At 64.8% G+C, this 25,705-nt stretch carries 25 protein-coding genes; 12 read left to right on the top strand and 13 right to left on the bottom strand.

The genetic code is table 11. The features are described from left to right. Positions 1 to 192 precede the first annotated feature (192 nt). The 3 genes from pdxH (at position 193) to B9Z01_RS32355 (ending at position 3,561) form a co-directional block, all read left to right on the top strand. Positions 193 to 843, top strand: coding sequence for a pyridoxamine 5'-phosphate oxidase (gene pdxH / locus B9Z01_RS32345; RefSeq protein WP_085489615.1), 651 nt, complete (start codon positions 193 to 195; stop codon positions 841 to 843). A 136-nt stretch (positions 844 to 979) separates the two neighbouring features. Beyond that, the gene (locus tag B9Z01_RS32350) at positions 980 to 2,194 is read left to right on the top strand and encodes an SAM-dependent methyltransferase (protein WP_085489616.1); all 1,215 of its coding nucleotides are present in this window, start codon (positions 980 to 982) and stop codon (positions 2,192 to 2,194) included. Positions 2,195 to 2,286: 92 nt separating this feature from the next. Further along, positions 2,287 to 3,561 (top strand): DUF72 domain-containing protein, encoded by a 1,275-nt coding sequence (locus B9Z01_RS32355; RefSeq protein WP_085489617.1) that lies wholly within the window; start codon positions 2,287 to 2,289, stop codon positions 3,559 to 3,561. Here the strand turns inward: B9Z01_RS32355 and msrA are convergent. Next, positions 3,548 to 4,087, bottom strand: coding sequence for a peptide-methionine (S)-S-oxide reductase MsrA (gene msrA, locus B9Z01_RS32360; protein ID WP_085489618.1), 540 nt, complete (start codon positions 4,085 to 4,087; stop codon positions 3,548 to 3,550). The genes B9Z01_RS32355 and msrA overlap by 14 nt on opposite strands. A 234-nt stretch (positions 4,088 to 4,321) precedes the next feature. Between msrA and B9Z01_RS32365 the strand changes: the two genes are divergently transcribed. Together B9Z01_RS32365 and B9Z01_RS32370 are read left to right on the top strand one after the other, a co-directional pair. Then, on the top strand, positions 4,322 to 4,837 hold the full coding sequence (locus tag B9Z01_RS32365; RefSeq protein ID WP_085489619.1) for a GNAT family N-acetyltransferase: 516 nt from the start codon (positions 4,322 to 4,324) through the stop codon (positions 4,835 to 4,837). A gap of 310 nt (positions 4,838 to 5,147) precedes the next feature. Next, positions 5,148 to 5,657, top strand: a complete 510-nt coding sequence (locus B9Z01_RS32370) for a flavin reductase family protein (protein ID WP_085489643.1) — start codon at positions 5,148 to 5,150, stop codon at positions 5,655 to 5,657. Positions 5,658 to 5,675: 18 nt separating this feature from the next. Here the strand turns inward: B9Z01_RS32370 and B9Z01_RS32375 are convergent, their stop codons facing one another. Further along, positions 5,676 to 6,191, bottom strand: a complete 516-nt coding sequence (locus B9Z01_RS32375; protein ID WP_085489620.1) for an Lrp/AsnC family transcriptional regulator — start codon at positions 6,189 to 6,191, stop codon at positions 5,676 to 5,678. 129 nt (positions 6,192 to 6,320) lie between these two features. Here B9Z01_RS32375 and kynB point away from each other — a divergent pair, with 129 nt between their 5' ends. From kynB to kynA, 3 genes are all read left to right on the top strand, one after another. Continuing rightward, positions 6,321 to 6,959 (top strand): arylformamidase, encoded by a 639-nt coding sequence (gene kynB, locus B9Z01_RS32380; RefSeq protein ID WP_085489644.1) that lies wholly within the window; start codon positions 6,321 to 6,323, stop codon positions 6,957 to 6,959. A 75-nt stretch (positions 6,960 to 7,034) separates the two neighbouring features. Then, complete coding sequence (kynU, locus tag B9Z01_RS32385; RefSeq protein WP_085489621.1) at positions 7,035 to 8,285, top strand: kynureninase; 1,251 nt, start codon at positions 7,035 to 7,037, stop codon at positions 8,283 to 8,285. Positions 8,286 to 8,295: 10 nt separating this feature from the next. Further along, entirely contained in the window at positions 8,296 to 9,273 is a 978-nt protein-coding gene (kynA, locus tag B9Z01_RS32390; RefSeq protein ID WP_085489622.1) for a tryptophan 2,3-dioxygenase, read from the top strand. A gap of 27 nt (positions 9,274 to 9,300) precedes the next feature. Here kynA and B9Z01_RS32395 read toward each other — a convergent pair whose 3' ends face one another. From B9Z01_RS32395 to B9Z01_RS32425, 7 genes are all read right to left on the bottom strand, one after another. After that, complete coding sequence (locus tag B9Z01_RS32395; RefSeq protein ID WP_085489623.1) at positions 9,301 to 10,038, bottom strand: SDR family oxidoreductase; 738 nt, start codon at positions 10,036 to 10,038, stop codon at positions 9,301 to 9,303. Further along, entirely contained in the window at positions 10,035 to 11,579 is a 1,545-nt protein-coding gene (locus B9Z01_RS32400) for an FGGY-family carbohydrate kinase (RefSeq protein WP_085489624.1), read from the bottom strand. The genes B9Z01_RS32395 and B9Z01_RS32400 overlap by 4 nt, the downstream gene beginning before the upstream one ends. Positions 11,580 to 11,652: 73 nt before the next feature. Next, on the bottom strand, positions 11,653 to 12,750 hold the full coding sequence (locus B9Z01_RS32405) for an alcohol dehydrogenase catalytic domain-containing protein (RefSeq protein ID WP_085489625.1): 1,098 nt from the start codon (positions 12,748 to 12,750) through the stop codon (positions 11,653 to 11,655). A 40-nt stretch (positions 12,751 to 12,790) separates the two neighbouring features. Beyond that, a complete protein-coding gene (locus B9Z01_RS32410) occupies positions 12,791 to 13,804 on the bottom strand; it encodes an ABC transporter permease (protein ID WP_085489626.1) in 1,014 nt (337 codons plus the stop codon). Then, a complete protein-coding gene (locus B9Z01_RS32415) occupies positions 13,791 to 15,311 on the bottom strand; it encodes a sugar ABC transporter ATP-binding protein (RefSeq protein ID WP_085489627.1) in 1,521 nt (506 codons plus the stop codon). The genes B9Z01_RS32410 and B9Z01_RS32415 overlap by 14 nt, the downstream gene beginning before the upstream one ends. A 100-nt stretch (positions 15,312 to 15,411) precedes the next feature. Beyond that, the gene (locus B9Z01_RS32420) at positions 15,412 to 16,374 is read right to left on the bottom strand and encodes a substrate-binding domain-containing protein (RefSeq protein WP_085489628.1); all 963 of its coding nucleotides are present in this window, start codon (positions 16,372 to 16,374) and stop codon (positions 15,412 to 15,414) included. A gap of 125 nt (positions 16,375 to 16,499) precedes the next feature. Next, positions 16,500 to 17,477 (bottom strand): AraC family transcriptional regulator, encoded by a 978-nt coding sequence (locus B9Z01_RS32425; RefSeq protein WP_085489645.1) that lies wholly within the window; start codon positions 17,475 to 17,477, stop codon positions 16,500 to 16,502. Positions 17,478 to 17,903: 426 nt separating this feature from the next. Here B9Z01_RS32425 and dalD point away from each other — a divergent pair, with 426 nt between their 5' ends. The 3 genes from dalD (at position 17,904) to B9Z01_RS32440 (ending at position 22,003) form a co-directional block, all read left to right on the top strand. Next, positions 17,904 to 19,316: a D-arabinitol 4-dehydrogenase gene (gene dalD / locus B9Z01_RS32430; RefSeq protein ID WP_085489629.1), complete on the top strand. Its 1,413-nt coding sequence runs from the start codon at positions 17,904 to 17,906 to the stop codon at positions 19,314 to 19,316. Between the two features lie 182 nt (positions 19,317 to 19,498). Beyond that, positions 19,499 to 20,980: a xylulokinase gene (gene xylB / locus B9Z01_RS32435; protein ID WP_085489630.1), complete on the top strand. Its 1,482-nt coding sequence runs from the start codon at positions 19,499 to 19,501 to the stop codon at positions 20,978 to 20,980. Positions 20,981 to 21,055: 75 nt separating this feature from the next. Then, positions 21,056 to 22,003 carry a sugar-binding transcriptional regulator gene (locus B9Z01_RS32440; protein WP_085489631.1) on the top strand — a complete coding sequence of 316 codons (948 nt, stop codon included), beginning with the start codon at positions 21,056 to 21,058 and terminating at the stop codon, positions 22,001 to 22,003. A gap of 55 nt (positions 22,004 to 22,058) precedes the next feature. Here the strand turns inward: B9Z01_RS32440 and B9Z01_RS32445 are convergent, their stop codons facing one another. Continuing rightward, positions 22,059 to 22,664: a class I SAM-dependent methyltransferase gene (locus B9Z01_RS32445; RefSeq protein WP_085489632.1), complete on the bottom strand. Its 606-nt coding sequence runs from the start codon at positions 22,662 to 22,664 to the stop codon at positions 22,059 to 22,061. Beyond that, a complete protein-coding gene (locus B9Z01_RS32450; RefSeq protein ID WP_085489633.1) occupies positions 22,664 to 22,864 on the bottom strand; it encodes a hypothetical protein in 201 nt (66 codons plus the stop codon). Before B9Z01_RS32450 ends, B9Z01_RS32445 begins: the two co-directional genes overlap by 1 nt. A 163-nt stretch (positions 22,865 to 23,027) precedes the next feature. On the opposite strand from B9Z01_RS32450, the gene B9Z01_RS32455 reads away from it, so the two are divergent. Then, entirely contained in the window at positions 23,028 to 23,630 is a 603-nt protein-coding gene (locus B9Z01_RS32455; protein ID WP_085489634.1) for a phosphatase PAP2 family protein, read from the top strand. 54 nt (positions 23,631 to 23,684) lie between these two features. On the opposite strand, the gene B9Z01_RS32460 is transcribed toward B9Z01_RS32455, so the two are convergent. Both B9Z01_RS32460 and B9Z01_RS32465 read right to left on the bottom strand, forming a co-directional pair. Then, on the bottom strand, positions 23,685 to 24,794 hold the full coding sequence (locus B9Z01_RS32460; RefSeq protein ID WP_085489635.1) for an ABC transporter ATP-binding protein: 1,110 nt from the start codon (positions 24,792 to 24,794) through the stop codon (positions 23,685 to 23,687). 101 nt (positions 24,795 to 24,895) lie between these two features. Then, positions 24,896 to 25,645: an HAD family hydrolase gene (locus B9Z01_RS32465; RefSeq protein WP_085489636.1), complete on the bottom strand. Its 750-nt coding sequence runs from the start codon at positions 25,643 to 25,645 to the stop codon at positions 24,896 to 24,898. Positions 25,646 to 25,705: the final 60 nt, after the last annotated feature.

Below are 25,705 nucleotides of genomic sequence, written 5' to 3' on the forward strand. Positions count from 1 at the left end.
ATCCAGGTAAGCACACGAACGGCAGCGCGAGCCACGCCGGCTGAGCAAAAGTCGCGGGAAGCGGCGAAACACTGCAAGCTTGCGCTCGCGCAAGGTGTGGCGCAGATGCGGCACGTCCGGGCTTGCCCGCTCGCGCGCAAAAAACCGGCTCCTTAGCTATACTTGTTTCAACTGTAGCGTTCGCATAAGAACATGATCTCACTCGCCGAGCTTCGAAAAAATTATTCGCTGGGCTCTCTGGACGTTGCCGACGTCGACCACGATCCGTTCCGTCAATTCGACACGTGGTTCCGGCAGGCAATCGACGCCCAACTGCCCGAACCGAATGCCATGACGCTTGCCACGGTCGACTCGCGCGGCAGGCCCTCGGCGCGCATCGTGCTCATCAAGGGCGTCGACGCGCGTGGCTTCGTGTTCTTCACCAATTACGAGAGCCGCAAGGGCCGCGAGTTGAGCGCGAACCCCTACGCGAGCCTGCTGTTCCACTGGATCGAACTCGAGCGCCAGGTGCGCATCGAGGGCCGCGTCGTCAAGACCGGCCCGGAAGAAAGCGACACGTATTTCGCGTCGCGTCCACTCGGCTCGCGCATCGGCGCGTGGGCCTCGAATCAGAGTCAGGTAATTGAAAGCCGCTCGCAGCTCGAAGTACGCGAACGCGAAATCAGCCTGCAATACGGCGACAATCCCCCGCGCCCGCCGCACTGGGGCGGTTATCGTCTGGTGCCCGACACGATCGAATTCTGGCAGGGGCGGCCGTCGCGGCTGCACGACCGTCTGCTCTATACACGCGCGGGCGAAAGCGCCGAGAGCGGCAACTGGCGGATCGCCCGCCTGTCGCCCTGATCCGATGAATCACGCCGGCGGCGCCGCCAACGTAGCGGCGCACCGGCCGGATTGCGTTGCGCGGCCTGGGAGTGCGCTGCGCCATGTCGCGATCCACAAAAGCTTTGCTTTAAATCAACGAACACGGAGAGATCACATGTTCTGGGAGAAAAAGCTGGCGCAGTGGGTTGAAGATGTCAAAACCAGAGCTAACCTGCCCGCACGTCTCGTGCTGTGGGACGGTCAGCAACACGACTTCGGGCAGTTCGCCGCGCCCCAGGTCACGCTGCACGTGAAGAGCGCAACCGCGCTGCCCTATCTGCTCGAACCGAGCCTCGACAATCTCGGCGAGGCGTACGTGAAGGGCAAGATCGACATCGAGGGCAAGCTGTCGGACATCATCAATATCGGCTATGAACTCGCGCGCAGCACCGTGACCAGCGCGAGCAAGCTCGCGCGCGTGCGGCGCTATTTCAATCACTCGAAGTCGTCGGACAGGAAGGCGATCCAGTATCACTACGACGTCTCGAACGAGTTCTACAAGCTGTGGCTCGACGAGAACATGGTCTACTCGTGTGCGTACTTCGAGACCGGCACCGAAGATCTCGCGACCGCGCAAATCAAGAAGATCGACCACATCCTCACGAAGATCCAGTTGCAGCCCGGGCAGCGTCTGCTCGACATCGGCTGCGGCTGGGGTGCGCTCGTGCTGCGCGCGGCGCAGAAATTCGGCGCGAAGTGCGTGGGCGTGACGCTCTCGCAGAACCAGTTCGATCTCGCCACCGCGCGCGTGAAGGCGGCCGGACTCGAAAACCAGATCGAGATTCGCCTGCAGGATTATCGCGACATCAAGGGGCAGTTCGATCGCATCACGAGTGTCGGCATGTTCGAGCACGTCGGCCGCAAGAATCTGCCGGGCTATTTCGAGAAGATGCGCGATCTTCTGACCGACGACGGCATCGCGATGAACCACGGCATCACGTCGAGCGACGCGGACAGCGGCGAAACCGCGCTCGGCGGCGGCGAGTTCATCGACCGCTACGTGTTCCCGGACGGCGAGCTGCCGCATATCGGCCTCGCGCTCGAATCGATGCAGCGCGGCGGGCTCGAACCGGTTGACGTCGAAAGCCTGCGCCGTCACTATGCGCACACGCTCGACATCTGGGCGGAGAATTTCGAAGCGCATGCGGACGAAGCCCGCAAGCTCGTCGACGACGAGAAATTCCGCATCTGGCGCGTGTATCTCGCCGGCTGCGCGTATGCGTTCGAAAACGACGACGTGTCGATCTTCCAGGTGGTGTGCCGCAAAGCCGGCCATAGCGCGAAAAACCTGCCGTGGTCGCGCCGCTACATGTACGAAAAACCGCTGTGACTCCGCCGTGATCCTGTTGTGACCGGTCGGCGCCGCGGCGGCACGCATGAGCGCACGCCACGGCGCAATCCATAACAGCAGGCCGGACATTGATGGACCAGAGCGGGACGAACGAAGTCGAAGAGCCATTGCGCGGCAATGGCGGCAATCCGGACGAGGCGGCTAGCGAGGCCGCGCAGTTCGATCTGTTCGGGATGCCGGTGGATGGAGCGCAGCCCGAGCGCCGGCGCGAGCCGCGCGCGAAGACTGCCGCCACATCGTTGGGGGAAGACGACACGCCCGGCCCTGCCGCATCCACGCAAAACGCCCCGCCCACCTCCGCCGACACCCCGAAAAAACGCCGCGGCCGTGACGTCGTCGCCGCGCCGCCGTCGCCCGAAGTGCTCGCGCTCGCGGCCCAGCTACCGCAGCAGATCCACCTGGGCACGTCGACCTGGTCGTTTCCGGGCTGGAACGGCATCGTCTACGGCGACGACTACAGCAACAGCAAACTCTCGCGCGAAGGCCTCGGCGCATACGGCGCGCATCCGCTGCTGAAAACGGTCAGCATCGACCGGTCGTTCTACCAGGCGCTCACGGTCACCGAATACCTGCGCTATGCGCAGCAGGTGCCCGAGCACTTCCGCTTCATCGTCAAGGCGCCGATGACGATCACCGACGCCACCGTGCGCGCCGAACGCGGCGAGCCGGTTTCGCTGAACCCGTGCTTCCTGAACGCGCAGATGGCGATCGACGATTTCGTCACGCCCTGTCTCGAAGGACTCGGCGCGAAAGCCGGCGCGCTCGTGTTCCAGTTCTCGCCGCTGCCTGACGCGATGCTCGCGCAGCCGGCGGCGTTCATCGAGCGCCTCGGCGAATTTCTAAACGCGCTGCCGAAGCTGCCCGCTGGCAGTTGCTACGCGGTCGAAATTCGCGACGCGAGTCTGCTCACGCCGCGCTTCATCCGCATGCTGAAGGCGGCGGGTGTGCGTTACTGCGTGGGAATTCACGCGCGCATGCCGGACCCGCTGCGCCAGGCCGCGGCGCTCGCGCTGCTCGACGGCGAGCCGGCCGGCCCGCTGATCGTGCGCTGGAGCTTGCACGGCGGCTTCAAATACGAGCAGGCGAAGGCGAAGTACGAGCCGTTCAACCGGCTCGTCGACGAAGACCCGGCGACTCGCGCCTCGCTTGCCGAACTGGCCGCGCGCTATGCGCTCGCCGGCCAGCCGGTCGTGATCGCGGTCAACAACAAGGCGGAAGGGTCGGCGCCGCTCAGTTGCGTGAAACTGGCCGGGGAGATTGCCGAGGCCTGCGCGCGTCTCGCTCAGGGACGCGAGGCGGACGGCGGCGACGCGCCGTCGGAGTGCCCCGCCGTCAACCCGCCTTGATCCGATGCGCGAACTTCTGCCGGAATTTCGCAACCTTCGGCGCAACCACGAACGAGCAATACCCTTGATTCGGGTGCTGCGCAAAATAGTTCTGGTGATACGCCTCGGCGGGCCAGTAGTTGCCGCCGAGCGGCAGCACCTCGGTGACGATCTTGCCGTCATAGATCCGCTGTTCGCCGATCTCGTGAATCGCCTGTAGCGCGGTCTCACGCTGCGCATCGGACTGCGTGAAGATCACCGAGCGATACTGCGTGCCGACGTCGTTGCCCTGCCGGTTCAGCTGCGTCGGGTCGTGGATCGCGAAGAAGATGTCGAGAATCTCGCGATCGCTGATCTTCGCCGGATCGAAGTCGACCTTCACTACTTCAGCGTGACCGGTCTCGCCGTCGCACACCTGCTCATAGGTCGGATGGCGCGTGCGACCGCCCGCATACCCCGACTCCACCGCGTTGACACCGTCGACGCCCAGATACACCGCTTCGAGGCACCAGAAACAACCCCCGCCAAGCACAATTGTTTCTGTCATTTTTACCTCCTAAGTGATTGCTTTCAAACAGATCGCCGATTGATCCGCACCGAAACAACCACCACTCAAAGTTGGTCGATCACCGTAAAATCTGCCAATGGAACAAGTAAATTTTAGAGGTTCCAGATGACCAGCACCACCCCAAAGGTGTCCAGGAAATCATTGGGAGACGAAGGAGCAGCATACATCGAGAACTTTTGGGCACGGCAATCCAGACACTCAAAAGCACGGTAAATGAGCGACAAGATTAATATTCGTCAAGAAAACAGCTCCGACATCGACTCGATTCGATCCGTCACCGAAGCCGCATTTAGAAATGCAGCGCATTCGAGCCATACGGAGCACTGGATCGTTGATGCCTTGCGAAAAAGCCATCAATTGACCCTTTCCCTTGTGGCCGAGCTTCAGGGGAATGTCGTCGGTCATGTCGCCGTGTCCCCTGTGAGCATTTCAACTGGCGCGGACCAGTGGTACGGCCTTGGTCCGATTTCGGTTCTTCCCGAGCATCAAGGCAATCGCATTGGTTCAGAGCTAACGAGAAAAGCACTCTCCGAACTCAAGGCAATGAATGCTCGAGGGTGTGTGGTGCTGGGAGATCCCGAGTACTACGGCCGGTTTGGATTCAAGGTTCACGACGGGCTTCTTTACCCAGGCGTGCCGCCCGAATACTTCCAGGCACTTTCGTTTAATGGGAACACTCCTGTCGGCGCGGTTTCCTATCACGACTCATTCAACGCAACTGGCAACTGAATAACAACGGCATCTGAACCAGTCGACCGATAGAACAACCAGAACGGACGGCACTTGCCGGATGGCATGCCGGCCGCACCACCTTCGAAGCCGCCTGCGCGGCGAGCGGCATCGCGAATGTGCATCCGGAGCGCTTTGCCGTCGATCCCGCGCTCACGCACGCATCGCCGTGCGGCGCGCTCAGCGATTGCAGTTAAAATTGGCGGAAATCGACGATTTTCACTATGACTTTCGAATCATTCGCTTCCAGCCGCGCGTGCCCGCACTTCAGCCCGGCTTCCACACGGCGCGTATCGGGGGCTCTGCCCCAATGAAGCGCGCAAGCCCGCCCAACTTCGACCAGGCCGGATTCAAACAGGCGCTCAGCCAGTTTGCGACCGGCGTCACCGTCATCACGACGCGCGCCGCGTCGGGCCAGTTGATCGGCATTACAGCCAGTTCGTTCAATTCGGTTTCGCTCGATCCGCCGCTCGTGCTGTGGAGTCTCGCGACACGCTCGGCGTCGATGCCGGTGTTTCGCGTCAATAGTCACTACGTGGTCAACGTGCTGGCCGCCTCGCAGCTCGATCTATGCAAGCGCTTCGCGACCGTGAAGGGCGACCGCTTCGAAGGCGTGTCGCATGCGGCGGGTGACAGCGGCATGCCGGTGCTCGACGGCGCGCTCGCGTGGTTCGAATGCCATAACCGCAGCCGCTACGAGGAAGGCGACCACGTGATTTTCGTCGGCGAGGTGGAGCGCTGCGGCGTGCACGACAACGCCGCCGATATCGCGCCGCTCGTGTTCCAGAGCGGCCAGTTTCACGGGCTCAAGCTGCTTTGAGTCAGCACACCGCCGCCCTCAGCGCTCGGTATGCGCGGCGCCGTGCCCGCCGCTCTTCTTCACGAGCGAGACCGGCACGCCCGAATCTTCCTTGAGCGTCTCCAGCACGATGTTCGAGCGGATGTCCATCACGCCCGGCGCCTTGTACAGACGCTGCAGCACGAAATCCGAATAGTGTTTGAGGTTGTGCGCGAGAACCCGCAGCAGGTAATGGGTCTCGCCGGTCACCACGAACGCGCCGACCACTTCCGGCCAGTCGCGCACGGCCTCGGCGAAACGCTCGTGCCAGTTTTCCTGGTCGTTGCGCATCGACACCTGCACGAACGCTTCCAGTTCGAAACCCAGTACTTCGCGGTTCAGACACGCGCGGTAGTGTTCGATGACGCCCTGCTCCTCGAGCAGACGCAGGCGTCGTAGACAGGCCGACGGCGAGAGCGAAATGCGCTCCGCGAGGTCGAGATTGCTGATCCGTCCTTCCTGCTGAAGCACCGTCAAGATACGGCAATCGGTGGCGTCGAGCGAGATCGCGTTCATATTCGGTCTCCCTTTCCCGTTTAAATCAAATTATGTTCCAAGACACGGCGAAGAAGGAGATTTTTTCGCAATCACATTTTGTGGCTTGACCACTATCATTTGGAGATAGTCACCCTGCGCGAAACCGTCATGCCAACACTCTGGGACATCACCCCCGCCGTCGACACCGCCACACCCGTCTGGCCAGGCGACACGCCGGTCGGCATCGAGCGTGTCTGGCGCATGGAAGCAGGCTCGCCGGTCAACGTCGCGCGGCTCACGCTGTCGCCGCACACCGGCGCGCATACCGACGCACCGCTGCATTACGACGCCGAGGGCGCCGCAATCGGCGAAGTGCCGCTCGACACCTATCTCGGCCTGTGCAGAGTGATTCATTGCATTGGGGCGTCGCCTGTTGTGACGCCACAACACCTGCGCGGCTCGCTCGACGATCTGCCGCCGCGAGTCTTACTAAGAACTTACAAAAACGCGCCGACCGCCGCCTGGGACAGCGCGTTCTGCGCTGTCGCGCCCGACACCATCGATCTGCTCGCCGAACGCGGCGTGAAGCTGGTTGGCATCGACACGCCGTCGCTCGATCCGCAGGAATCGAAGACGATGGACGCGCACCACCGGATCCGCGCGCACCGCATGGCGATTCTCGAAGGCATCGTGCTCGACGCGGTCGAGCCCGGCGACTACGAATTGATCGCACTGCCGCTCAAACTGACCACGCTCGACGCGAGCCCGGTCCGCGCGGTGCTGCGCGCGCTGCCCGGCCCGCACTGACGTACGGCAGGCAACCCGAAGAACCATCCGGCAAACAACCCGACAAACCCTCCCGATCGGAGCAACGCATCCACCATGAACCATCGTGACGAAGCTGTGGCACTCGACAGCGCCGACCCGCTCGCAACACTGCGCGACCAGTTCGCGCTGTCGCCGACCACCCTCTATCTCGACGGCAACTCGCTCGGCGTGCCGCCGGCCGCTGCCGCGCAGCGCGCGCAGACCGTGATCGCCGCCGAATGGGGCGAGGGTCTGATCCGCAGCTGGAACAACGCGGGCTGGTTCGCGTTGCCGCGCCGGCTCGGCAACAAGCTCGCGCCGCTGATCGGCGCGGCTGAAGACGAAGTCGTCATCACCGATACGATTTCGATCAATCTGTTCAAGCTGCTGTCGGCCGCGCTTCGGCTCGCCGATACGCGCGATCCGAAGCGCCGCGTGATCGTCTCCGAGCGCTCGAATTTCCCGAGCGATCTGTATATCGCGCAAGGACTCATCGAGCAGCTCGATCGCGGCTACGAGCTGCGCCTCGTCGACGATCCGTCCGAGCTGCCCGACGCGATCGGCGAGGACACCGCGATTGCGATGATTACGCACGTGAACTACCGCACCGGCTACATGCACGACATGGCCGCGCTGACGAAGCTGATTCACGGCAAGGGCGCGCTCGCGCTGTGGGATCTCGCGCATTCGGCGGGCGCGGTGCCGGTCGACCTGAACGGTGTCGGCGCGGACTACGCGGTCGGCTGCACATACAAGTATCTGAACGGCGGCCCCGGTTCGCCCGCGTTCGTGTGGGTGCCCAAGCGCCATCAGAACGCATTCGCGCAGCCGCTCTCGGGCTGGTGGGGCCACCGCGCGCCGTTCGAGATGAACCCGTCGTATCAGCCGGACAACGGCGTGGGCCGCTATCTGTGCGGCACGCAGCCGATGGTGTCGATGGCGCTCGTCGAATGCGGGCTCGACGTGTTCCTGCAAACCGACATGCAGGCGATCCGCAAGAAGTCACTCGCGCTGACCGATCTCTTTATCGAACTCGTCGAAACGCGTTGCGGCGAGTTTCCGCTCAAGCTCGTGACGCCGCGCGATCACGCGCAGCGCGGCTCGCATGCGAGCTTCGAACATCCGCATGGCTATGAAGTGATGCAGGCGCTGATCGCGCGCGGCGTGATCGGCGACTATCGCGAGCCGCATGTGCTGCGCTTCGGCTTTACACCGCTTTACACGCGCTTCGTCGACGTGTGGGACGCCGTCGAAACGTTGCGCGAGGTGCTCACGCACGAGACCTGGCGGGCCCCCGAATTCGCCGCACGCGGCGCCGTTACCTGAGGATCACAGAATGACCGATCACATGCACACGCCGGGCTTGCCGGAAGAGCCGGCGGCACAAGGCTGCCCGTTCGGGCATGGACGCGCGGCGGCGGGCGCGGCCGCCGCGGGTTCCGCTTCGGGCCAAGCTGCGGGCTCAGTTGCGGGCGCGGCGGCGGGCTCCGTCGAGGCGGGCTGGCACGACGCGCAACTCGATTTCTCGGAGTCGATGAGCTACGGCGATTATCTGTCGCTCGGCTCGGTGCTCGAAGCGCAGCATCCGTTGTCGCCGGATCACAACGAGATGCTCTTCATCATCCAGCATCAGACCAGCGAACTGTGGATGAAGCTCGCGCTCTACGAACTGCGCGCCGCGCTCACGGCCGTGCATCGCGACGAGCTGCCGCCCGCGTTCAAGATGCTCGCGCGCGTGTCGCGGATCATGGAGCAACTGGTGCAGGCCTGGAGCGTCCTCGCGACGATGACGCCGTCCGAATACACCGCGATGCGGCCTTATCTGGGCAGCTCGTCGGGCTTCCAGTCGTACCAGTACCGGCAGATCGAGTTCCTGCTCGGCAACAAGAACGAGCAGATGCTGAAGCCGCACGCGCATCGCGCCGACATCTACGCCGAGGTCAAGGCATCGCTCGAAGCGCCCTCGTTCTACGACGAAGTGGTGCGGCTGCTCGCGCGCCGCGGCTTTGCGATTTCGCCCGCGCGGCTCGAGCGGGACTGGACTCAGCCTACCGTGCACGATGCGTCGGTTGAAGCCGCCTGGCTTGAGGTGTATCGCAACCCGTCCGAGCATTGGGAGCTCTACGAGATGGCCGAAGAACTCGTCGATCTCGAGGACGCGTTCCGTCAATGGCGCTTCCGGCACGTGACGACGGTCGAGCGGATCATCGGCTTCAAGCAGGGCACCGGCGGCACGAGCGGCGCGCCGTATCTGCGCAAGATGCTCGACGTCGTGCTGTTTCCCGAGCTTTGGCACGTACGCACGATGCTCTAACTGCGTCAACACTCGCGCGCGAGGTGCTCACCTCGCCGTGTAGCCCCCATCGATCGGCAGGCATACGCCGCTTATCATCGAAGCCGCATCGCTCAGAAGAAACAGAATCGGTGCGGCCACCTCGGCGGATTCGGCAAAGCGCCGCAGCGGAATCGCGGCCAGCGCCGGGTCGCGTTTCGCGGGATCGCTCCATGCAAGCACCGCCATCGGCGTCAGCGTGACGGTCGGGTTCACGCTGTTCACGCGGATCCCGCACGGCCCCAGTTCGATGCAGAGCGCTCGCGTTACCGCATCGAGCGCGGCCTTCGACGCCGAATAGCTCAGGTGATCGTCGAGCGCGACGAGCGCGGCCTGGCTCGACACGTTGACGATGCTGCCCGCGCGCTTCGCTTCGATCATGCCGCGCGCGACGTGCTTCGCGACCAGCACCGCGCCGCGCGTATTCACCGCCATCACGCAGTCGAAGCTCGCGGCGGTCGTATCCACCGCGCGTTCCAGCAAGGCGATACCCGCGCAATTCACGAGGCCGTCGAACGTGCCGAGCGAAGCGAACGCGTCGTCGATTGCGGCTTCGTCGCTGACGTCGAGCGTCAACGGCTCGCAGCCGGTTTCCTCGGCGAGCCGCGCGAGTTCCTTCACGTTGCGCGCCGCCGCGACGACCGAAGCTCCGCTCGCACACAACGCCTCGACCGTGGCGCGGCCGATGCCGCTCGACGCGCCCGTCACGAGAATCGAGCGGCCGGAGAAATCGAAAGTGGCATTCATGATGATTGCAACCGGTGCATGACCGGCTTCAACGCCGGATAGAGGTCCGTGTACACGCCGAAGCGCTGCTCGTATAACGCCATGCGCCGCGCGTCGGGCTGCGCGCGTTCGATCAGCGTGACCCAGCCGCCTTGCGCCGCTTCGCGCGACACGAGGCCGACACCGACCGCGGCGAGCAGCGCGGCGCCCATCGCGGCCTCGACGTCCTGCTCGATCGTGTAGACCGGATAGCCGGTGACGTCGGCGATGATCTGCATCCACAGGTCCGAATGCGCGGCGCCGCCGACCACGATCAGCTTGTCGTCGAGCGACTGCGCGCCTTTGCGCCCCGCCTCGATGTTGTGCTTCAGCGCGAACGACACGCCCTCGAGCACCGCGCGATACAGATGCGCACGCGTATGAAAGAGCGAGAGCCCAATGAACGCCCCGCTCGCTTTCGCGTCCCACACCGGACTGCGCTCGCCCATCAGATACGGCAGGAACAGCACGCCGTCGGCGCCGGCCGGCACTTGCGCGGCCACCTCTTCGAGCAGCCGATGCGGATCGCCATGCGGCGTCGCGCGCGCGGCTTCGATCTCCGCATGACAGAACTGCTCGCGATACCAGCTGACCGACGCGCCCGCGGTGATCGCGCCGCCGAACACGTAGATGTCGTGCTGCCCGTTGAAAACATGAGGCATGCTAATCAAGCCGTGCCGTGCGTCGACGCGCTGATTGATATAGCCCCAGCACATGCTGGTGCCGATCATCGCGACATGCTGCCCCGCCCGCGTGACGCCCGCCGCGAACGTCGCCATCGCCGCATCGACGCCGCCCGCGATGATCGCCGTGCCCGCATCGAGCCCAAGCTGCGCGGTCCATTGCGACAGCAGGCCGCCCACCACATCCGACGATTCGACGAGGCGATCCGGCATCATCGTCGCGGGGATGCCGAGCATGTCGAGCGCTTCGTCCGACCAGTCGCGCCGCGCGATATCGTAGACGCCGCCGATGTTGCCGGCCGAGCTGTGATCGACCGCGACCTCGCCGGTCAGCATGTAGATCACGTACGCGTTCGGCGGCAGGAAATAGCGCGTATGCGCCCACACGTCCGGCTCGTTTTCTCGCAACCACAGCATCTTCGTGTAGCCGTAGTAGCTGTCCACGCCATTGCCGGTGATCGTGTAGAGCCGTTCGAGATCGACGTTGTCGCGCACCCAGTCGACCTGGGCGGTTGCGCGCCGGTCCATCCAGATCAGGCACGGCGCGAGCGGACGCATGTCGCTATCCACCGGAATGCCCGAGCCGCCATACAGGCTGCTCACGCACAGCGCCTTGATCGAACTCGCCGCGACGCCGGCCGCCTGCGCATCGCTCACGCAGGCGGCGACGCACTCGACCACCGCCTTCAGCCACACCGAAGGCCACTGCTCGGCCCACAATGGCTTGGGCGTATCGGGCTGATAGCCCGACGCATGCTGCGCGACGATCGCGCCGTGTTCGTCGACGAGCAGCGCCTTCGTGCTCTGCGTGCCGATATCGACGCCGATGACGTAATTCATAGAGTCTCCGTTGACAGGCCCCGCCCGATGCCACCTTCGCTCGCGTGGCTCAAGCGTATGGCCGAGGCATGGCTCAAGCGCGCGGCTTCATCAGCACCTTGATCGAATCGAGCGAGTTCGCGATCCTGATCGCTTCGTCCCATTCCTCGAGCGAAAAGCCGTGCGTGACGATGCCCTTCGACGTAACGAGCCCGCGCGCCAGCAGATCGATCGCGATCGGATAGCAATAGGGCCCGAGATGCGCGCCGCGCACGTCGAGTTCCTTGCGATCGCCGATCACCGACCAGTCGAGCGTCGTGTCCGCGCCGAACACCGAGAATTCGACGAAGCGCCCGAGCTTGCGGATCAGGTCCATGCCCTGGTTCACGCCGATCGGCGCGCCCGTCGTTTCAATATAGACGTCGCAGCCGTATCCGTCAGTCAGCGAACGGATGATCGCGAGCGCGTCCTGCTCTTTCGGATTGATCGTCACGTCCGCGCCGTATTCGCGCGCCAGTGCGAGCCGCTCTTCGACGAGGTCGATCACGACGAGCTTCCTCGGCGTCTTCAGATGCGCGATCTGCGTCATCATGAGACCGAGCGGACCGGCGCCCGCGATCACGACGACGTCGTCGAGTTGCAGATCGCCGCGATTGACCGTGTGAATCGCGCAGGCGAGCGGCTCGATGATCGCCGCGTCTTCGAGTGAGATCCCATCGGGAATCTTGTGGACGATCGCGGTCGGCGGAATGCGCATGTACTCGGCCATGCCGCCGTCCGCGACTTCGCGCTGAAAGCCGAAGATGTTGTGCACTTCGCACATCCAGTACTGGCCGGACTTGCAATAGCGGCATTTGCCGCACGGCACGATCTGCTCGGCGATCACGCGCTCGCCCTTCTTCACGCCGAAATGCTCGGCCGCTCCTTCGCCGAGTTCCTCTACGTAGCCGAAGAACTCGTGCCCCGGAATCACCGGCGCCTTGACCCATGGGCTCGGACCGCCCCAGAACATCTTCGCGCCCGAATGGCATTTGCAGTCGCTCGCGCAGATGCCGCACGCGGCAATGCGAATCACGAGTTCGTGCGCGCGGGCGCGTGGCTTCTGTACCTGTTCGACGCGATAGTCTTTCGGTGCGTGGCAAACGATGGCGGTCATGTTCTGCCGATCGGACTGATTGGATTGAGTCGTCATTGCATGGTCCTGCGAAGAGAGAAGTGTGAGGAAGAGAGTGTTACTTTCTGCGGTCGCGGCTGATGTAGATCGCGAGCAGAATGATTCCGCCCTTGATGACGTTCTGCACGTAGGGATTCACGCCGACCATGTTGAGGCCGTTGTTCAGCACGCCGAGAAGCAGCGCGCCAATCAGCGTGCCGATGATCGAGCCGCGTCCGCCCGAAATCGACGTGCCGCCCATCACGACAGCCGCGATCGCGTCGAGTTCGAAGCCGACACCCGCATTCGGCTGGCCGCTCATGAGGCGCGCGGTCAGCACGATCGCGGCAAGCGCGGACGTCAAACCGGCGATGGTGTAGACAATCAGCTTCACGCGCGCGACGCGCACGCCCGACAGACGCGTCGCCTGCTCGTTGCCGCCGATCGCGTACACGTAGCGGCCGAACGGCATGCGCTCGAGCAGCACCCACGCGATCACATAGATCACCGCCATGATGACGACCGGCGCCTGGATGCCGAGAATCTTGCCGCTGCCGAAGAAGCTGACCCAGTCGGGCAGTCCGTCGATCGGATAGCCGCCCGTGTAGATCAGCGCGAGACCGCGCGCGATACCCATTGTCGCGAGCGTGACGATGATCGGCGGCATACCCGCGAACGCAACGAAAAAGCCGTTGGCCGCGCCGAAGCCGAGACCGACCGCAATGCCGACCGCAAGCGCGGCCACCGCGTTCATGCCGGCGACCATGAGGCCGGCCGCAAGCGTGCCCGAGAGCGCCATCACCGAGCCGACCGACAGATCGATGCCGCCCGTCAGGATCACGCAGGTCATGCCGACTGCGATGATCGCGTTGATCGACACCTGGCGCAGCACGTTCTCGATGTTCGCGGCGGAGAGAAAGCTGTCGCTCGCGAACACCATCACGATGCAGACCACCAGCAGGCCGATGAACGGATAGAACAACGTCGAGCGTTTCAGCGCGGCCCAGCTCAAGCGCGCGGGCGCGCCTGCCGTATCTGCGGCGACAGTCGAGGTTTCAGGAGACGGCGAAGAAGAATGATTAGGCATGTTCATGATTGGCTCCGAGCGAACCGGCGGTCGCATAGGTCATCACGGCGTTCGAGTCGATCGCGTCGCCTTCGAGCATCGCTTCGATGCGGCCCTGCCGGAACACGGCGACGCGGTCGCACATGCCGACGATCTCCGGCAGTTCGGACGAGATCATGATGATCGAGTAGCCGCGCGCGGTCAGCTCGCGCATCAGCAGATAGATTTCGGCCTTCGCGCCGACGTCGATGCCGCGCGTCGGTTCGTCGAAGATCAGGATGTTCGTGTGGTGATTGAGCCAGCGCGCGATCACCACCTTCTGCTGATTTCCGCCCGAGAGCGTCGCGACTTCGGTGTGCATCGTCGGCGCCTTCACGCCCACGCGCTTCATGATGTCGGCGGTCGCGCGCGCCTCGCCGCGCTGGTCGATAAAGAAGCGCAGCGAGCGGTACTTGCCGAGGTTGTTGATCGAGATGTTCTGCTTGATCGAAAAGTCGGTGATGAGCCCTTCGGTCTTGCGGCTCTCGGGCAGAATGCCGACGCCCGCGCGCAATGCGTCGGCCGGATCGGCGAGCTTCGCGGCCGCGCCATTCACGCGAATCTCCTTCGCGTAGGCCGGATCCGCGCCGATCACCGCGAGCGCGGTCTCGGTGCGCCCCGAGCCGACGAGTCCCGCGAAGCCGAGTATTTCCCCTTCACGCAGCGAAAAGCTCAGCGCCGGGCTGTCCTTGAGCAACTGCAGGCGCACGACGTCGAGCACGATCTTCGCGTCGGCGCGCGGTGGCGGCTTCGGCGGAAAGCTGCTTTCGATGCGGCGTCCCACCATCATCTGCACGAGGCGGCTCACGTCCGATTGCGCGACTTCGGTCATGCCGACGTACTGGCCGTCGCGCAGCACCGTGATGCGGTCGCACACCTCGAAAATTTCTTCGAGATGGTGTGAGATGAAAATCATCGCAACGCCCTGCTGCTTCAGCTCGCGCATGATCGCGAACAGATGCGCGGCCTCGGCGGGCGTGAGCGTCGCGGTCGGTTCGTCGAGAATCAGGATGCGCGCATCGAGCGACAACGCCTTGGCGATTTCGACGAACTGCTGCTGCGCGACCGAGAGTTCCCGGATCGGCACCGACAGATCGATCGCGACGCCGAGCCGCTGAAAAATCTCCGCTGCCGCGTGCCGCATCCGGCCGCGCTCGAGCAGGCCGAAGCCGTTCCTCAATTCGCGGCCGAGGAAGATGTTTTCGACCGCGTTCAGATACGGGATCAGGCTGAACTCCTGAAACACGATGCCGACGCCCGCCGCCACCGCGTCGTGATAGTTGGCGAAGTGGCGCGCTTCGCCGTCGATCGTGATCGTGCCTTCGTCGGGCTGATAGATGCCGCAGAGAATTTTCATCAACGTCGATTTGCCCGCGCCGTTTTCGCCGAGCAGCGCATGAATCTCGCCGCGCGCGATCTCGAGATGAATGCCTTGCAGCGCCTTCACGCCGGGAAAGCTCTTGCTGATGTTGTCGAGCTTGAGAATCGTGTCCATCGTGTGTTCCTGTCGCGAGCTTGCGTTGCGTACCTGCGTGCCTCGCGCGGCGCATGCTCCGCGCGAGGCAGCCGGCGTACGCATCAGCGCATGTGCCGCCTTACCAGCTGAAGCCCTTCGCGTTGCTCTTGTCGATCAGCTTCACGTCGACCGGAATCGCCTTCGGCACATTGGCGCCCCACTTCCTCGCGAGCGCGATGCCGAGCGCGATGCGCACCTGGTCTGCCGGAAACTGCGCGGACGTCGCGACGAATTTCGAATTCGGCTTCTGGATCGCGGCGATCGCTTCAGGCGCGCCGTCCACGCTCGTGAGCTTGATGTCCTTGCCCGACGATTCGATCGCCGAGAGCGAGCCCATCGCGCCGCCGTCGTTCACGCTGAACACACCCTTCAGATTCGGATGCGCCTGAATCATGTTCTCGGTCACGGTCAGCGCGGTCGCGCGCTCCTGCTTGCCGTTCTGCACGTCGACGAGCTTCACGCCCGGCGACTTCGCGAGCGCCGCCTTGCAGCCGCGCACGCGTTCGAGAATCGGCACGACCGGAATGCCGTCGAGAATCGCCACCTCACCGCTGCCGCCGATCGACTTCGCGAGGTAGTCGCAGGCCATCACGCCCGCGTCGTAGTTCTTCGAGCCGACGAACGAATCGACCGGACCGTTGGCGTTCGCATCGACCGCGACGACCACTACGCCCGCCTTCTTCGCCGAGGTCACGGCCGACTGGATGCCGGTCGAATCGGTCGGATTCACGAGCAGGATGTCGATCTTCTTCTGCAGCATGTCCTCGACGTCGCTGACCTGTTTGCTGACGTCATGATGCGCGTCGGTGATGACCACCGTCGCGCCGATCGAGGCCGCCGCATCGTTGAGCGCCTTCTGCATCGTCACGAAATAGGGGTTGTTCAGCTCCTGGAACGTCATGCCGATCTTGAGCGGCGCGGCCTGCGCGGCCGATACCGATGCCGCAACGAGCGACAGCCCGAACGCGAGTGCGGCAACGCGCCGCGCGAACGTCCTCAACGAGACCGACGGCAAAGCGGACTGAAAAACAGATTGCTTCATGGTTGTCTCCATTTTTTGAAGTAAGCACGTCCCTCGCGCTGTGTTCGCACAGCGCGATACGTGTTGAAAAGCGGGTGGATCCGATCAGCGGACTACGGAAGTACCAGGTGAGTGCTAAGTGAGTGCTAGGTAAGTGGATAAGCGGCGCCATTCCTCGGCAGCCCCGGCGCGAGCACGATAGCCGGCGCGTTGTCGATGCCCGCGCCGCGCGCGGCGGCCTCCTCGGAAGCATCGCGGCTCGCATCGTTCAGTTGCTGATAGCGGCGAAACGTCGACGGCGCCATGCCCTTCACCGCGAGAAACTGCCGGTTGAAATTCGACAGATTGTTGAAGCCCGCCTTGAAGCAGATGTCGGTCACGCTCAACTCACCGTCGGTCAACAGCTGGCACGCGAGATTGATGCGCATGCGGTTCACGTATTGCACGAACGGCAACCCGGTATGGCGGCGAAAATAGCGCGAAAACGCGCTAACGCTTTGGCCGGCGAGCTGCGCGAGCTCGGATTCGCGCAGCTCGTTCGCGAGGTTCTTGCCGATATACGCGAGCACATGGTTGATGCGGGTCGCGGCGAAGCTGGTCGGGTCGGCCTGATACGCGGGACTCGCGAGCGTTTCGCGGTCCTGCGCGTTCGTCAGGATCTCGAGCATCGACATGAACAGCACGAGACGGCGTAAGCCGCGCGCCACGAGCAGTTCGAGAAAGAGCGGCTTGATCTGCGCCGAGGTCTGCATGCCGAACGACAGCCCACGGCGCGAATCGGCAAGCAGCGCCTCGACCTGGCGCCACTCCGGAAAACTGTCGACGCAGCTCGACACGAACTCCTGGCCGAACTGCACGACGAGATTGCGCTGCGCGACGCTCTCGCCTTCGGGCACGTCGCTGACCCAGTTGTGCGGCAGGTTCGGGCCCATCAGCACGAGGTTGCCCGGCGCAAAGCCGCTGATGTGATCGCCGACGAACATCTTGCCGCTCGTCTCGACGATCAGATGAATTTCGTACTCCGGATGAAAGTGCCAGCGTACCGTGCGATACGGATAGCCATGCGACCACACCTTGAACGATTCGTCGCGGCGCACGGCCACGATCTCGAGATCAGGTTGCACTGTCTGCCTCCATGAGAGCGGCCCGCATGAGGCGCCGCCGATCTTGATCTTGTAAAGCGAAAAGTACCCGCCAAACGCGTTGACGACCACTTAAAAAGAAACCGTGGACCGATACTTTTTTGCATTCGGGTTAATCCGGACGCTCGCAAGGTCAAATTTGATGCAATGCAATATGGATCGCATGGCGGGTTTTCGCGCTGTTCCGCACGCTGTGTCGACACCGTGCGCGTGCCATGCCGCGCTGCGCCACGAAAACCCCACGCCCTCGCCTTGACTTTCGTTTCGCCGGGTACGATCATTCGCTCACATACAGAGCAAATGCTCCAAACGCACAAAACGCCCGCTTCGAGAGCGGCGAACAAGGCTAGTCAGCATGGGACCCGAGTAAGCGCTAAAGCGCTAACTCGGGCCGACACGGAGACGCACATGAACAGCGGGCAAGGCAGCGGCACGGCCGCACACGTGATCCTGCACATCGGCGCGGGATCGTTTCATCGCGCGCATCAGGCGTGGTATCTGCACCGCCTCAACGAAGCACAGTCGCCCGGAGAACCGCACTGGTCACTCACGGTCGGCAATATCCGCGGCGACATGAACGCGGTGCTCGACGCGCTCGCCGCGCAGAAAGGCGTCTATACGCTCGAAACCGTCACGCCGCACGGCGAGCGCGCCTACGAGACGATCCGCTCGATCGAGCGCGTGCTGCCGTGGAGCGAAGACCTCGCCGGCCTGATCGAGGCGGGCTCCGATCCCGCCTGCAAGATCATCGCGTTCACGGTCACCGAAGGCGGCTATTACCTCGACGAGCACGACCGGCTCGACACCGCGAACGCCGATCTCGCCGCCGACCTCGCCGGCGGCCATACGACGATCTACGGCGCGCTCGCGGCGATTCTCGACGCACGCATGAAGCGCGGCGCGGGCCCGGTCACGCTGCAGACCTGCGACAACCTGCGCAGCAACGGCGAGCGTTTTCATGCGGGCATGAGCGAATTTCTCGAGCGGCGCGGCGCGAGCGAACTCGCGCGATGGTTCGATCAGAACACCTCGTGCCCCTGCTCGATGGTCGATCGCATCACGCCGCGCCCGACGCCCGACGTGCGCGAACGCGTGAAGGCCGCCACCGGCGTCGACGATGCGAGCCCGGTAATGGGCGAGGCATTCATCCAGTGGGTGATCGAGGACCACTTCGTCGCGGGGCGGCCGGCCTGGGAAAAAGTCGGCGCGGAACTCGTCGATTCGGTGCTGCCGTACGAGGAAGCGAAAATCCGCATCCTCAACGCAACGCATAGCTGCATCGCGTGGGCGGGCACGCTGGTCGGCCTGAACTACATCCACGAAGGCACGCTCGACGCCGACATTCGCCAGTTCGCGTACGACTACGTGACCGAGGACGTGATTCCGTGTCTCACGCCGAGCCCGCTCGATCTCGCGCGCTATCGCGACATCGTGCTCGAACGCTTCAGCAATCCGCATATTCTCGACACCAACCAGCGCGTCGCCGCCGACGGCTTCTCGAAGCTGCCCGGCTTCATCGCGCCGACGCTCGCCGAGTGCTTCGAGCGCGGCGTCACGCCGGCGGCGACCGCGGTGCTGCCCGCGCTGTTCTTCCGCTTTCTCGAACGCTGGCACACGGGCAAGCTGCCGTACGCGTATCAGGACGGCGTGATGGACGAGAGCGTCGCGCACGGCTTCTTCGCGGCGCCCGATCCGTTGCGCGCGTTCGCCGCCGACCGGCTGCTGTGGGGCCGCATGGCACAGACGCCCGAGCTCGAAGCCGCGCTCGCGGGCGCACTCGCGCGTGTCGACGCATGGCTCGTCAAACGCGGCGCGGCCTGAGCGGCGCTGATGAGCGGCATGGCGACGCAGCATTGCATGAGCGGCACGGCTCGACGCCGGCCGCCATGCGCCGATTCCGCTCCCACGCCAGCGAAGCGCAATGAGCCAGGCTTAATGCTCATGACAGCGCGCGCGATGTGCGGCTAAAGTAGCGCATCCCCAACGACTAAGGTTTCGCGCCCATGTACCTTGGCATCGACCTCGGCACGTCCGAAGTGAAAGTTCTGCTGCTCGCCTCCGACGGACGCGTGATCGGCACCGCAGGCTCTCCGTTTACCGTTTCGCGTCCGCATCAGCGCTGGGCCGAGCAGAATCCCGAGGACTGGTGGGCGGGCACGCGCGCGGCCCTCAACGCCTTGCGCGCGCACCATCCGGACGAATTCGCGCAGATTCGCGGCATCGGCCTGTCGGGGCAGATGCACGGCGCGGTGCTGCTCGACGCGGACAATCGCGTGCTGCGCCCCGCGATCCTCTGGAACGACATGCGCAGCGACCGGGAATGCGCGGAGCTGACCGAGCGCGCGCCGGAACTGCACAGCGTCGCGGGCAATCTCGCGATGCCGGGCTTCACCGCGCCGAAGCTGCTGTGGGTCGCGCGTCACGAGCCGGAAATCTTTGCGCGCACCGCCTGCGTGCTGCTGCCGAAAGATTATCTGCGCCTGCAACTGACGGGCGGCAAGGTGTCGGATCCGTCGGATGCGGCCGGCACGTTATGGCTCGACGTCGCGAAGCGCGACTGGTCCGACTCGCTCCTCGCGGCCTGCAACATGACGCGCGCGCAGATGCCGGGGCTCGCGGAAGGCAGCACGCCGTCGGGCACGCTGCGGCCGGAGGTCGCGCGCGAGTTTGGCCTTGGCGACGGCGTGATCGTCGCGGCGGGCGGCGGCGACAACGCGACGAGCGCGATCGGCATCGGTGCGACGCAACCGGGCGACGGCTTCGTCTCGCTCGGCACCTCGGGCGTGCTGTGCGTGGTCGGCGACAGCTTCCGGCCGAACCCGGCCTCTGCCGTGCATGCGTTCTGCCACGCGATTCCCGACCGCTGGCATCAGATGAGCGTGGTGTTGTCGGCGGCGAGCTGTCTGCGCTGGGTCTGCAAGCTCACCTCGACCGACGAGCCGACGCTGCTCGCCGAAATCGAGGCGCTGCCCGCCGACGCGCTCGCTACCGCGCCGCTCTTCCTGCCGTATCTGTCGGGCGAGCGCACGCCGCACAACGACCCGTATGCGCAGGGCGTGTTCTTCGGCATGAACCACGCGACCGATCGCGCGCTGCTCGGCTACGCGGTGCTCGAAGGCGTGACGCTCGCGCTCACCGACGGCCTCGACGCGCTGCGCGCGGCCGGCACCGAGGCGAAGGTGCTGTCGCTGCTCGGCGGCGGTGCGCGCAGCGACTACTGGGCCCAGTTGCTCGCGGACGCGCTCGACACCACCACCGTCAAGCACGGCGGCGGCGAAACCGGCGCGGCGCTCGGCGCGGCGCGCCTCGGCTGGCTCGCCGCGGGCGGCGACCCGGCCACGGTGCTGACCAAACCGCCCGTCGAAAAGGAGTTCACGCCGAATCCGCGCCGTCACGCGGAATTGCGCACGCGGCTCGAAGCGTATCGCGCGCTCTACCGCCACGTGCGGCCGCTGTTCGATCCCGCGCGCGCTCCGCTCGCCTGAGCGCCCCAGCCGGCCGGCATCCGTGCAGAAGCGGAGCCGGCCGCTTTCATCGGCACACTTCAAGCGAAACCCATCGTGCCCAAGTCCACGGAAAAACTCGATCTCGCCACGCGCGCCGCGTGGCTTTACTACGTCGCGGGCAATACCCAGAACGAAATCGCCGAGAAGCTGCAGGTCTCGCGTCCGGTCGCGCAGCGGCTCGTCGCGTTCGCGGTCGAAAAGAATCTGATTCGTGTGCGCGTCGACCATCAGTTGGCCGATTGCCTGTCGCTCGCCGATCAACTGTCGAAGCGCTACGGCCTCGGCTTGTGCGAAGTCGTGCCGATCGACGGCGACACGCCCGAGGAAGTCGACCGCAAGCTCGCGGTGGCCGGTGCGCAGGTCATGGAGCGCTATCTGAGCGCGGAGAAGCCGATGGTCGTCGCGGTCGGCAGCGGCCGCACGCTGAAGGCCGCGGTAGATCAGATCGCGCAGCTCGACCGTCCGCAGCACCGGCTGGTATCGATGGTCGGGGCGATCGCGCAGGACGGCTCCTCGAACCGCTACGACGTCGCGCTGCACATCTCCGAGAAGACCGGCGGCAAGCATTTCCTGCTGCCCGCGCCGCTGCTCGCCGACAGCGAGGCCGAGCGCGCGCAGTGGTGCAATCACCGGCTCTACCGGATCGTCGAGTCGCTGTCCGCGCAGGCCGATGTCGCGTTCGTCGGCATCGGCAACATCGGCATGACGTGTCCGTTGTATGAAGACGGCTTCATCACGGCGGCGGAAGTGAAGGAGTTGATGCAGAGCAGCGCGGTGGCCGAAATGCTCGGCTTGCCGATCGATGCGGCCGGTGCGCACGTCGAATCGCCGACCGGGCGGCGCGTGACGAGCGTCGCGCTCGACGCGCCGCCGCGCCGGCCGACCATCGGCTTCGCGGGCGGGGAGCGCAAGCGCGAGGCGCTGATCGCGGTGCTCAAGGGCGGCTGGTTGTCGGGGCTCGTGACCGACGAGTTGTGCGCGAGAGCGGCGTTGGAAGCGTGAGTCGCGGGTTCGCCGCCCAGGCCCGATGGCGGGTAACGGGTTGCCAGTTGGGTTGCTAGTCGCCGATGAGCGCGGAAGTGGCGTTTCGCTGCGCTCGCAGTTGCATCGTCACGATACGGGCAGGCGGCAGGTTAGCCCAGACGATGCGGCTCGACTGCATGACGAGATCGCCGCCGGTATCCGGCATACGCCTGGCCGGCCGGATGTCGTAGGAGAACTGGATCACGACACCACCGGGCCGCAGGACTTGCCGCCATTGATCGACCACGGCTTCAACTTCGTGGCCTGGCAGCGAGCGTAACGGCAGACATGAGACGATCGCGTCGACGCCCAGGTCACGCGGCAGGCACCGGGCGAGGCACGCAGCGTCGGCATGCATGACCGGCACGTCCGGGAAGCGTTTACGCAAGTGCTGGACGAAGGCGGCGGAGCGCTCGACCACGACCAGCCGCCCGGCCGGCACGCCATTCGTGAGCAACGCGTGCGTGACCGCGCCGGTACCGCCACCGAGCTCGATGACGGCGCCACTGCCTGCCGGCACCTCACGCGCTATCTGCACGGCGAGCCGCCGTGAGCTAGGGCAGATCGCGCCGACCGACCAGGGCGCCGCCGCCCATTCCCGCGCAAACAGCCGGGACGTCTGCAGCGGATTACCCCACATTACCGCGCCACCCTGATGTCGTGGACCCTGGCCTTCGAGGTGCCCGCGAACGCCTTGTCATACTCGCCGGTCAGCCCGGCTGTGCCCATCTCGCTTATCGGCTGTCCGGCCAGCCAGTGCTTGTGATCGATCTTGTCGCGAAGCTGTTTGACCGTCGTGGCGGTCACCTCCGCGGCGGAGGTGGCGATCAGGCTTTTCATCGGTTCTCCTTTTGAAAACGGGCGGCCCGGTGGCGGCGACAGGAGGCACTACGGATTCGAAACTGAAGCCAGCCTGAAGGCGATGCAGTACCGCCAGCTGCCATGTTAACCCTGCGTTAAGGGTTCGGTGTGTAAGCTCGCGGCACCTTGTCAAGTTTTTACCATGAACACCATCGAGACATTCAACCAGGCGCTCTTCATGACGATCAATGCCACGCCAGCAACACCGGCGTGGCTGATCGGCACGGCGCTCGTCTTCGCAAACTACCTGATCTGGCTGATTCCGCTCGGACTCGTGATGATGTGGCTTTCCGGTGACATCCAGCAGCGCGGGCTCGCCATCCGCGCGTGTGTCGTCACGCTGCTCGCGCTCGGTGCCAATCAGGTGATCGGCCTCGTCTGGCCGCATCCGCGGCCATTCATGATCGGACTCGGGCACACGTTCCTGCAGCATGCCGCCGACTCGTCATTTCCGAGCGATCATGGAACCGTGTTTTCGGCAGTCGCGCTAACGCTGCTCCGCGGCCGCATGGTGCGAACCGGCAGCATGACCGTCGCCGCCGGCATCGTAGTCGCATGGGCCCGGATCTTTCTCGGCGTGCATTTCCCGCTCGACATGATCGGCGCGGCCGCGGTCCCGTGCATCGTGTATGCGGCAACCGCGCCACTGTGGAACGCCGGTGGTTCAACCCTGACACGGTTGGTCGTTGCGCTATACCGCACGCTGTTGGCGCGTCCGATCGGCCTGGGGTGGTTGCGGCCCTGAGGGCCCGCCCGAGCGGCAAGCGGCGCACGCGCCGCTTGCCCTTCGTCACGCGTTTCACGCGGCCAGCACCTCGACGATCTTGCGCTGGAACGCCTTGCCTTCACTGTCGAACAGATGGCAGTGCTCGGGCGTCGCGCCGAGCTTCTGCACATTGCCCTTCGCATGCCGCTCGAGCGGCGGAATTCGCGCGATCAGACCGTCCGGCGAGACGCTCGACTCCGCGTACAGATACGCCGCATCGCCGAGCGATTCGACCGCCATCGTGCGCGCATCGATGCCGTCCTCGGTCGTGCCGACGTGCAGATGCTCGGGGCGAATGCCGACCGTTACCTTGTCGCCCTGCTTCGCTGTGCCCGGATCGACCGCGACGCGCTGCGTCTCGCCGGTTTCGTAGCGCACCGTCACGCCGTCGTGCGACACCGACTCCACGACGCCTTCCATGAAGTTCATCTTCGGCGAGCCGATGAAGCCGGCCACGAAGCGGTTCGCGGGCGCGTGATAGAGCATCGTCGGCGTGCCGACCTGTTCGAGATTGCCCGCCGACAGCACGACGATCTTGTCGGCGAGCGTCATCGCCTCGACCTGATCGTGCGTCACGTAGATCATCGTCGTCTTCAACTCGTCGTGCAGACGCGCGAATTCGAGGCGCATCTTCACGCGCAGCGCGGCGTCGAGATTCGACAGCGGTTCGTCGAACAGGAACACCTTCGGCTTTCTCGTGATCGCGCGGCCGATCGCGACGCGCTGGCGCTGACCGCCGGACAACTGCTTGGGCTTGCGCTCGAGCAGATGGTCGATGTGCAGGATCTTCGCCGCGTTGCGCACCGCCGCGTCGATTTCCGGCTTCTTCGTGCCGGCGAGCTTCAGGCCGAACGCCATGTTGTCGTAGAGCGTCATGTGCGGATACAACGCGTACGACTGGAACACCATCGCGATGCCGCGCTTGGCCGGCGGCACCTCGTTCATGCGCACGTTGTCGATATTCAGATCGCCGCTCGTGATGTCCTCGAGGCCCGCGATCATCCGCATCAGGGTCGATTTGCCGCAACCGCTCGGACCGACGAACACGACGAACTCGCCATCCGCGATGTCGAGGTTGATGTCGCGCATCACTTCGTTGTCGTCGTAGGCCTTTCTGATGTTGCGCAAAGTTAGGCTTGCCATGATGTGTCTCCGTGTGTTGCTGTCTGGTACTGCGTGCTACTCGCTGGTGCTGTGTGCTGACCCGCGTTGCGCGAGCTTGCCGGTCCGCTTGCTTAGGATACCTACGGCGCCGCCGCCGTCGCGCTCAACGTCCACTGCGCGACCAGTTCGGGCAACTGCCGCATGTCGTCGAATACGTGACGCGCGCCGGCCGCATGCAGGCGGTCGATCTGCGCATCGCTTGCATGACCGCCGCCGATGAAGCCGAGCACCGCCATGCCCGCGGCAGCGGCGGCCGTCACGCCCGTCACGCTGTCCTCGACGACGAGGCACGCGCCCGGCCCGAGGCCGAAACCGCGCGCCGCCGCCAGATACACGTCCGGCGCCGGCTTCGGATTCGGCACCGCGTCGGCGCAGAACAACCGGTCGCCGAAAAAGCGCGCGAGACCTGTGCGCGCCAGCACTGCCTCGACATAGGGCCGATAGCTGTTGCTCGCGCAGCCTTTGACAAGCGGCACCTGGCCGAGCGCCGCCTCGATGCCGTCCACGGCCGGCGCCTGCATCGCGGCCGCTTCGACCGAGCGGCGGATCGCGTCGATATCGCCCGCGCCGAGGCTCTTGCCGAGCTGGGCCGCGGCGTCGCGCAACACGCGCTCGATACGCAGCCCGAGCAGCGGCAGCACGACCGGCTCGATCTCGGCGCCGGGCCAGCGCGCTTCGAGTTCGTGCACGAGCATGCGCGCCGCCACCGCTTCGCTGTCGATCAGCACGCCGTCGCAATCGCAGATCAGCGCGAAATGACCGATCCCGGTGTTCACTGTCGCGCCTGCCGCCGTCTTCACACCCGCGCCTGTATCCGCGCCTGCCGTCATTTGACCGCCCCGAACGTGAGCCCGCGCACGAGCTGCTTCTGCGACAGCCAGCCGACGATC

It is taken from the genome of Paraburkholderia susongensis (assembly GCF_900177725.1).
Lineage (GTDB): Bacteria > Pseudomonadota > Gammaproteobacteria > Burkholderiales > Burkholderiaceae > Paraburkholderia > Paraburkholderia susongensis.

Bases quoted from the DNA above. Each gene is read 5' to 3' on its own strand.
- pdxH (WP_085489615.1), top strand. From the start codon at position 193: ATGATCTCACTCGCCGAGCTTCGAAAAAATTATTCGCTGGGCTCTCTG.
- B9Z01_RS32350 (WP_085489616.1), top strand. From the start codon at position 980: ATGTTCTGGGAGAAAAAGCTGGCGCAGTGGGTTGAAGATGTCAAAACC.
- B9Z01_RS32355 (WP_085489617.1), top strand. From the start codon at position 2,287: ATGGACCAGAGCGGGACGAACGAAGTCGAAGAGCCATTGCGCGGCAAT.
- msrA (WP_085489618.1), bottom strand. From the start codon at position 4,087: ATGACAGAAACAATTGTGCTTGGCGGGGGTTGTTTCTGGTGCCTCGAA.
- B9Z01_RS32365 (WP_085489619.1), top strand. From the start codon at position 4,322: ATGAGCGACAAGATTAATATTCGTCAAGAAAACAGCTCCGACATCGAC.
- B9Z01_RS32370 (WP_085489643.1), top strand. From the start codon at position 5,148: ATGAAGCGCGCAAGCCCGCCCAACTTCGACCAGGCCGGATTCAAACAG.
- B9Z01_RS32375 (WP_085489620.1), bottom strand. From the start codon at position 6,191: ATGAACGCGATCTCGCTCGACGCCACCGATTGCCGTATCTTGACGGTG.
- kynB (WP_085489644.1), top strand. From the start codon at position 6,321: ATGCCAACACTCTGGGACATCACCCCCGCCGTCGACACCGCCACACCC.
- kynU (WP_085489621.1), top strand. From the start codon at position 7,035: ATGAACCATCGTGACGAAGCTGTGGCACTCGACAGCGCCGACCCGCTC.
- kynA (WP_085489622.1), top strand. From the start codon at position 8,296: ATGACCGATCACATGCACACGCCGGGCTTGCCGGAAGAGCCGGCGGCA.
- B9Z01_RS32395 (WP_085489623.1), bottom strand. From the start codon at position 10,038: ATGAATGCCACTTTCGATTTCTCCGGCCGCTCGATTCTCGTGACGGGC.
- B9Z01_RS32400 (WP_085489624.1), bottom strand. From the start codon at position 11,579: ATGAATTACGTCATCGGCGTCGATATCGGCACGCAGAGCACGAAGGCG.
- B9Z01_RS32405 (WP_085489625.1), bottom strand. From the start codon at position 12,750: ATGACGACTCAATCCAATCAGTCCGATCGGCAGAACATGACCGCCATC.
- B9Z01_RS32410 (WP_085489626.1), bottom strand. From the start codon at position 13,804: ATGAACATGCCTAATCATTCTTCTTCGCCGTCTCCTGAAACCTCGACT.
- B9Z01_RS32415 (WP_085489627.1), bottom strand. From the start codon at position 15,311: ATGGACACGATTCTCAAGCTCGACAACATCAGCAAGAGCTTTCCCGGC.
- B9Z01_RS32420 (WP_085489628.1), bottom strand. From the start codon at position 16,374: ATGAAGCAATCTGTTTTTCAGTCCGCTTTGCCGTCGGTCTCGTTGAGG.
- dalD (WP_085489629.1), top strand. From the start codon at position 17,904: ATGAACAGCGGGCAAGGCAGCGGCACGGCCGCACACGTGATCCTGCAC.
- xylB (WP_085489630.1), top strand. From the start codon at position 19,499: ATGTACCTTGGCATCGACCTCGGCACGTCCGAAGTGAAAGTTCTGCTG.
- B9Z01_RS32445 (WP_085489632.1), bottom strand. From the start codon at position 22,664: ATGTGGGGTAATCCGCTGCAGACGTCCCGGCTGTTTGCGCGGGAATGG.
- B9Z01_RS32450 (WP_085489633.1), bottom strand. From the start codon at position 22,864: ATGAAAAGCCTGATCGCCACCTCCGCCGCGGAGGTGACCGCCACGACG.
- B9Z01_RS32455 (WP_085489634.1), top strand. From the start codon at position 23,028: ATGAACACCATCGAGACATTCAACCAGGCGCTCTTCATGACGATCAAT.
- B9Z01_RS32460 (WP_085489635.1), bottom strand. From the start codon at position 24,794: ATGGCAAGCCTAACTTTGCGCAACATCAGAAAGGCCTACGACGACAAC.
- B9Z01_RS32465 (WP_085489636.1), bottom strand. From the start codon at position 25,645: ATGACGGCAGGCGCGGATACAGGCGCGGGTGTGAAGACGGCGGCAGGC.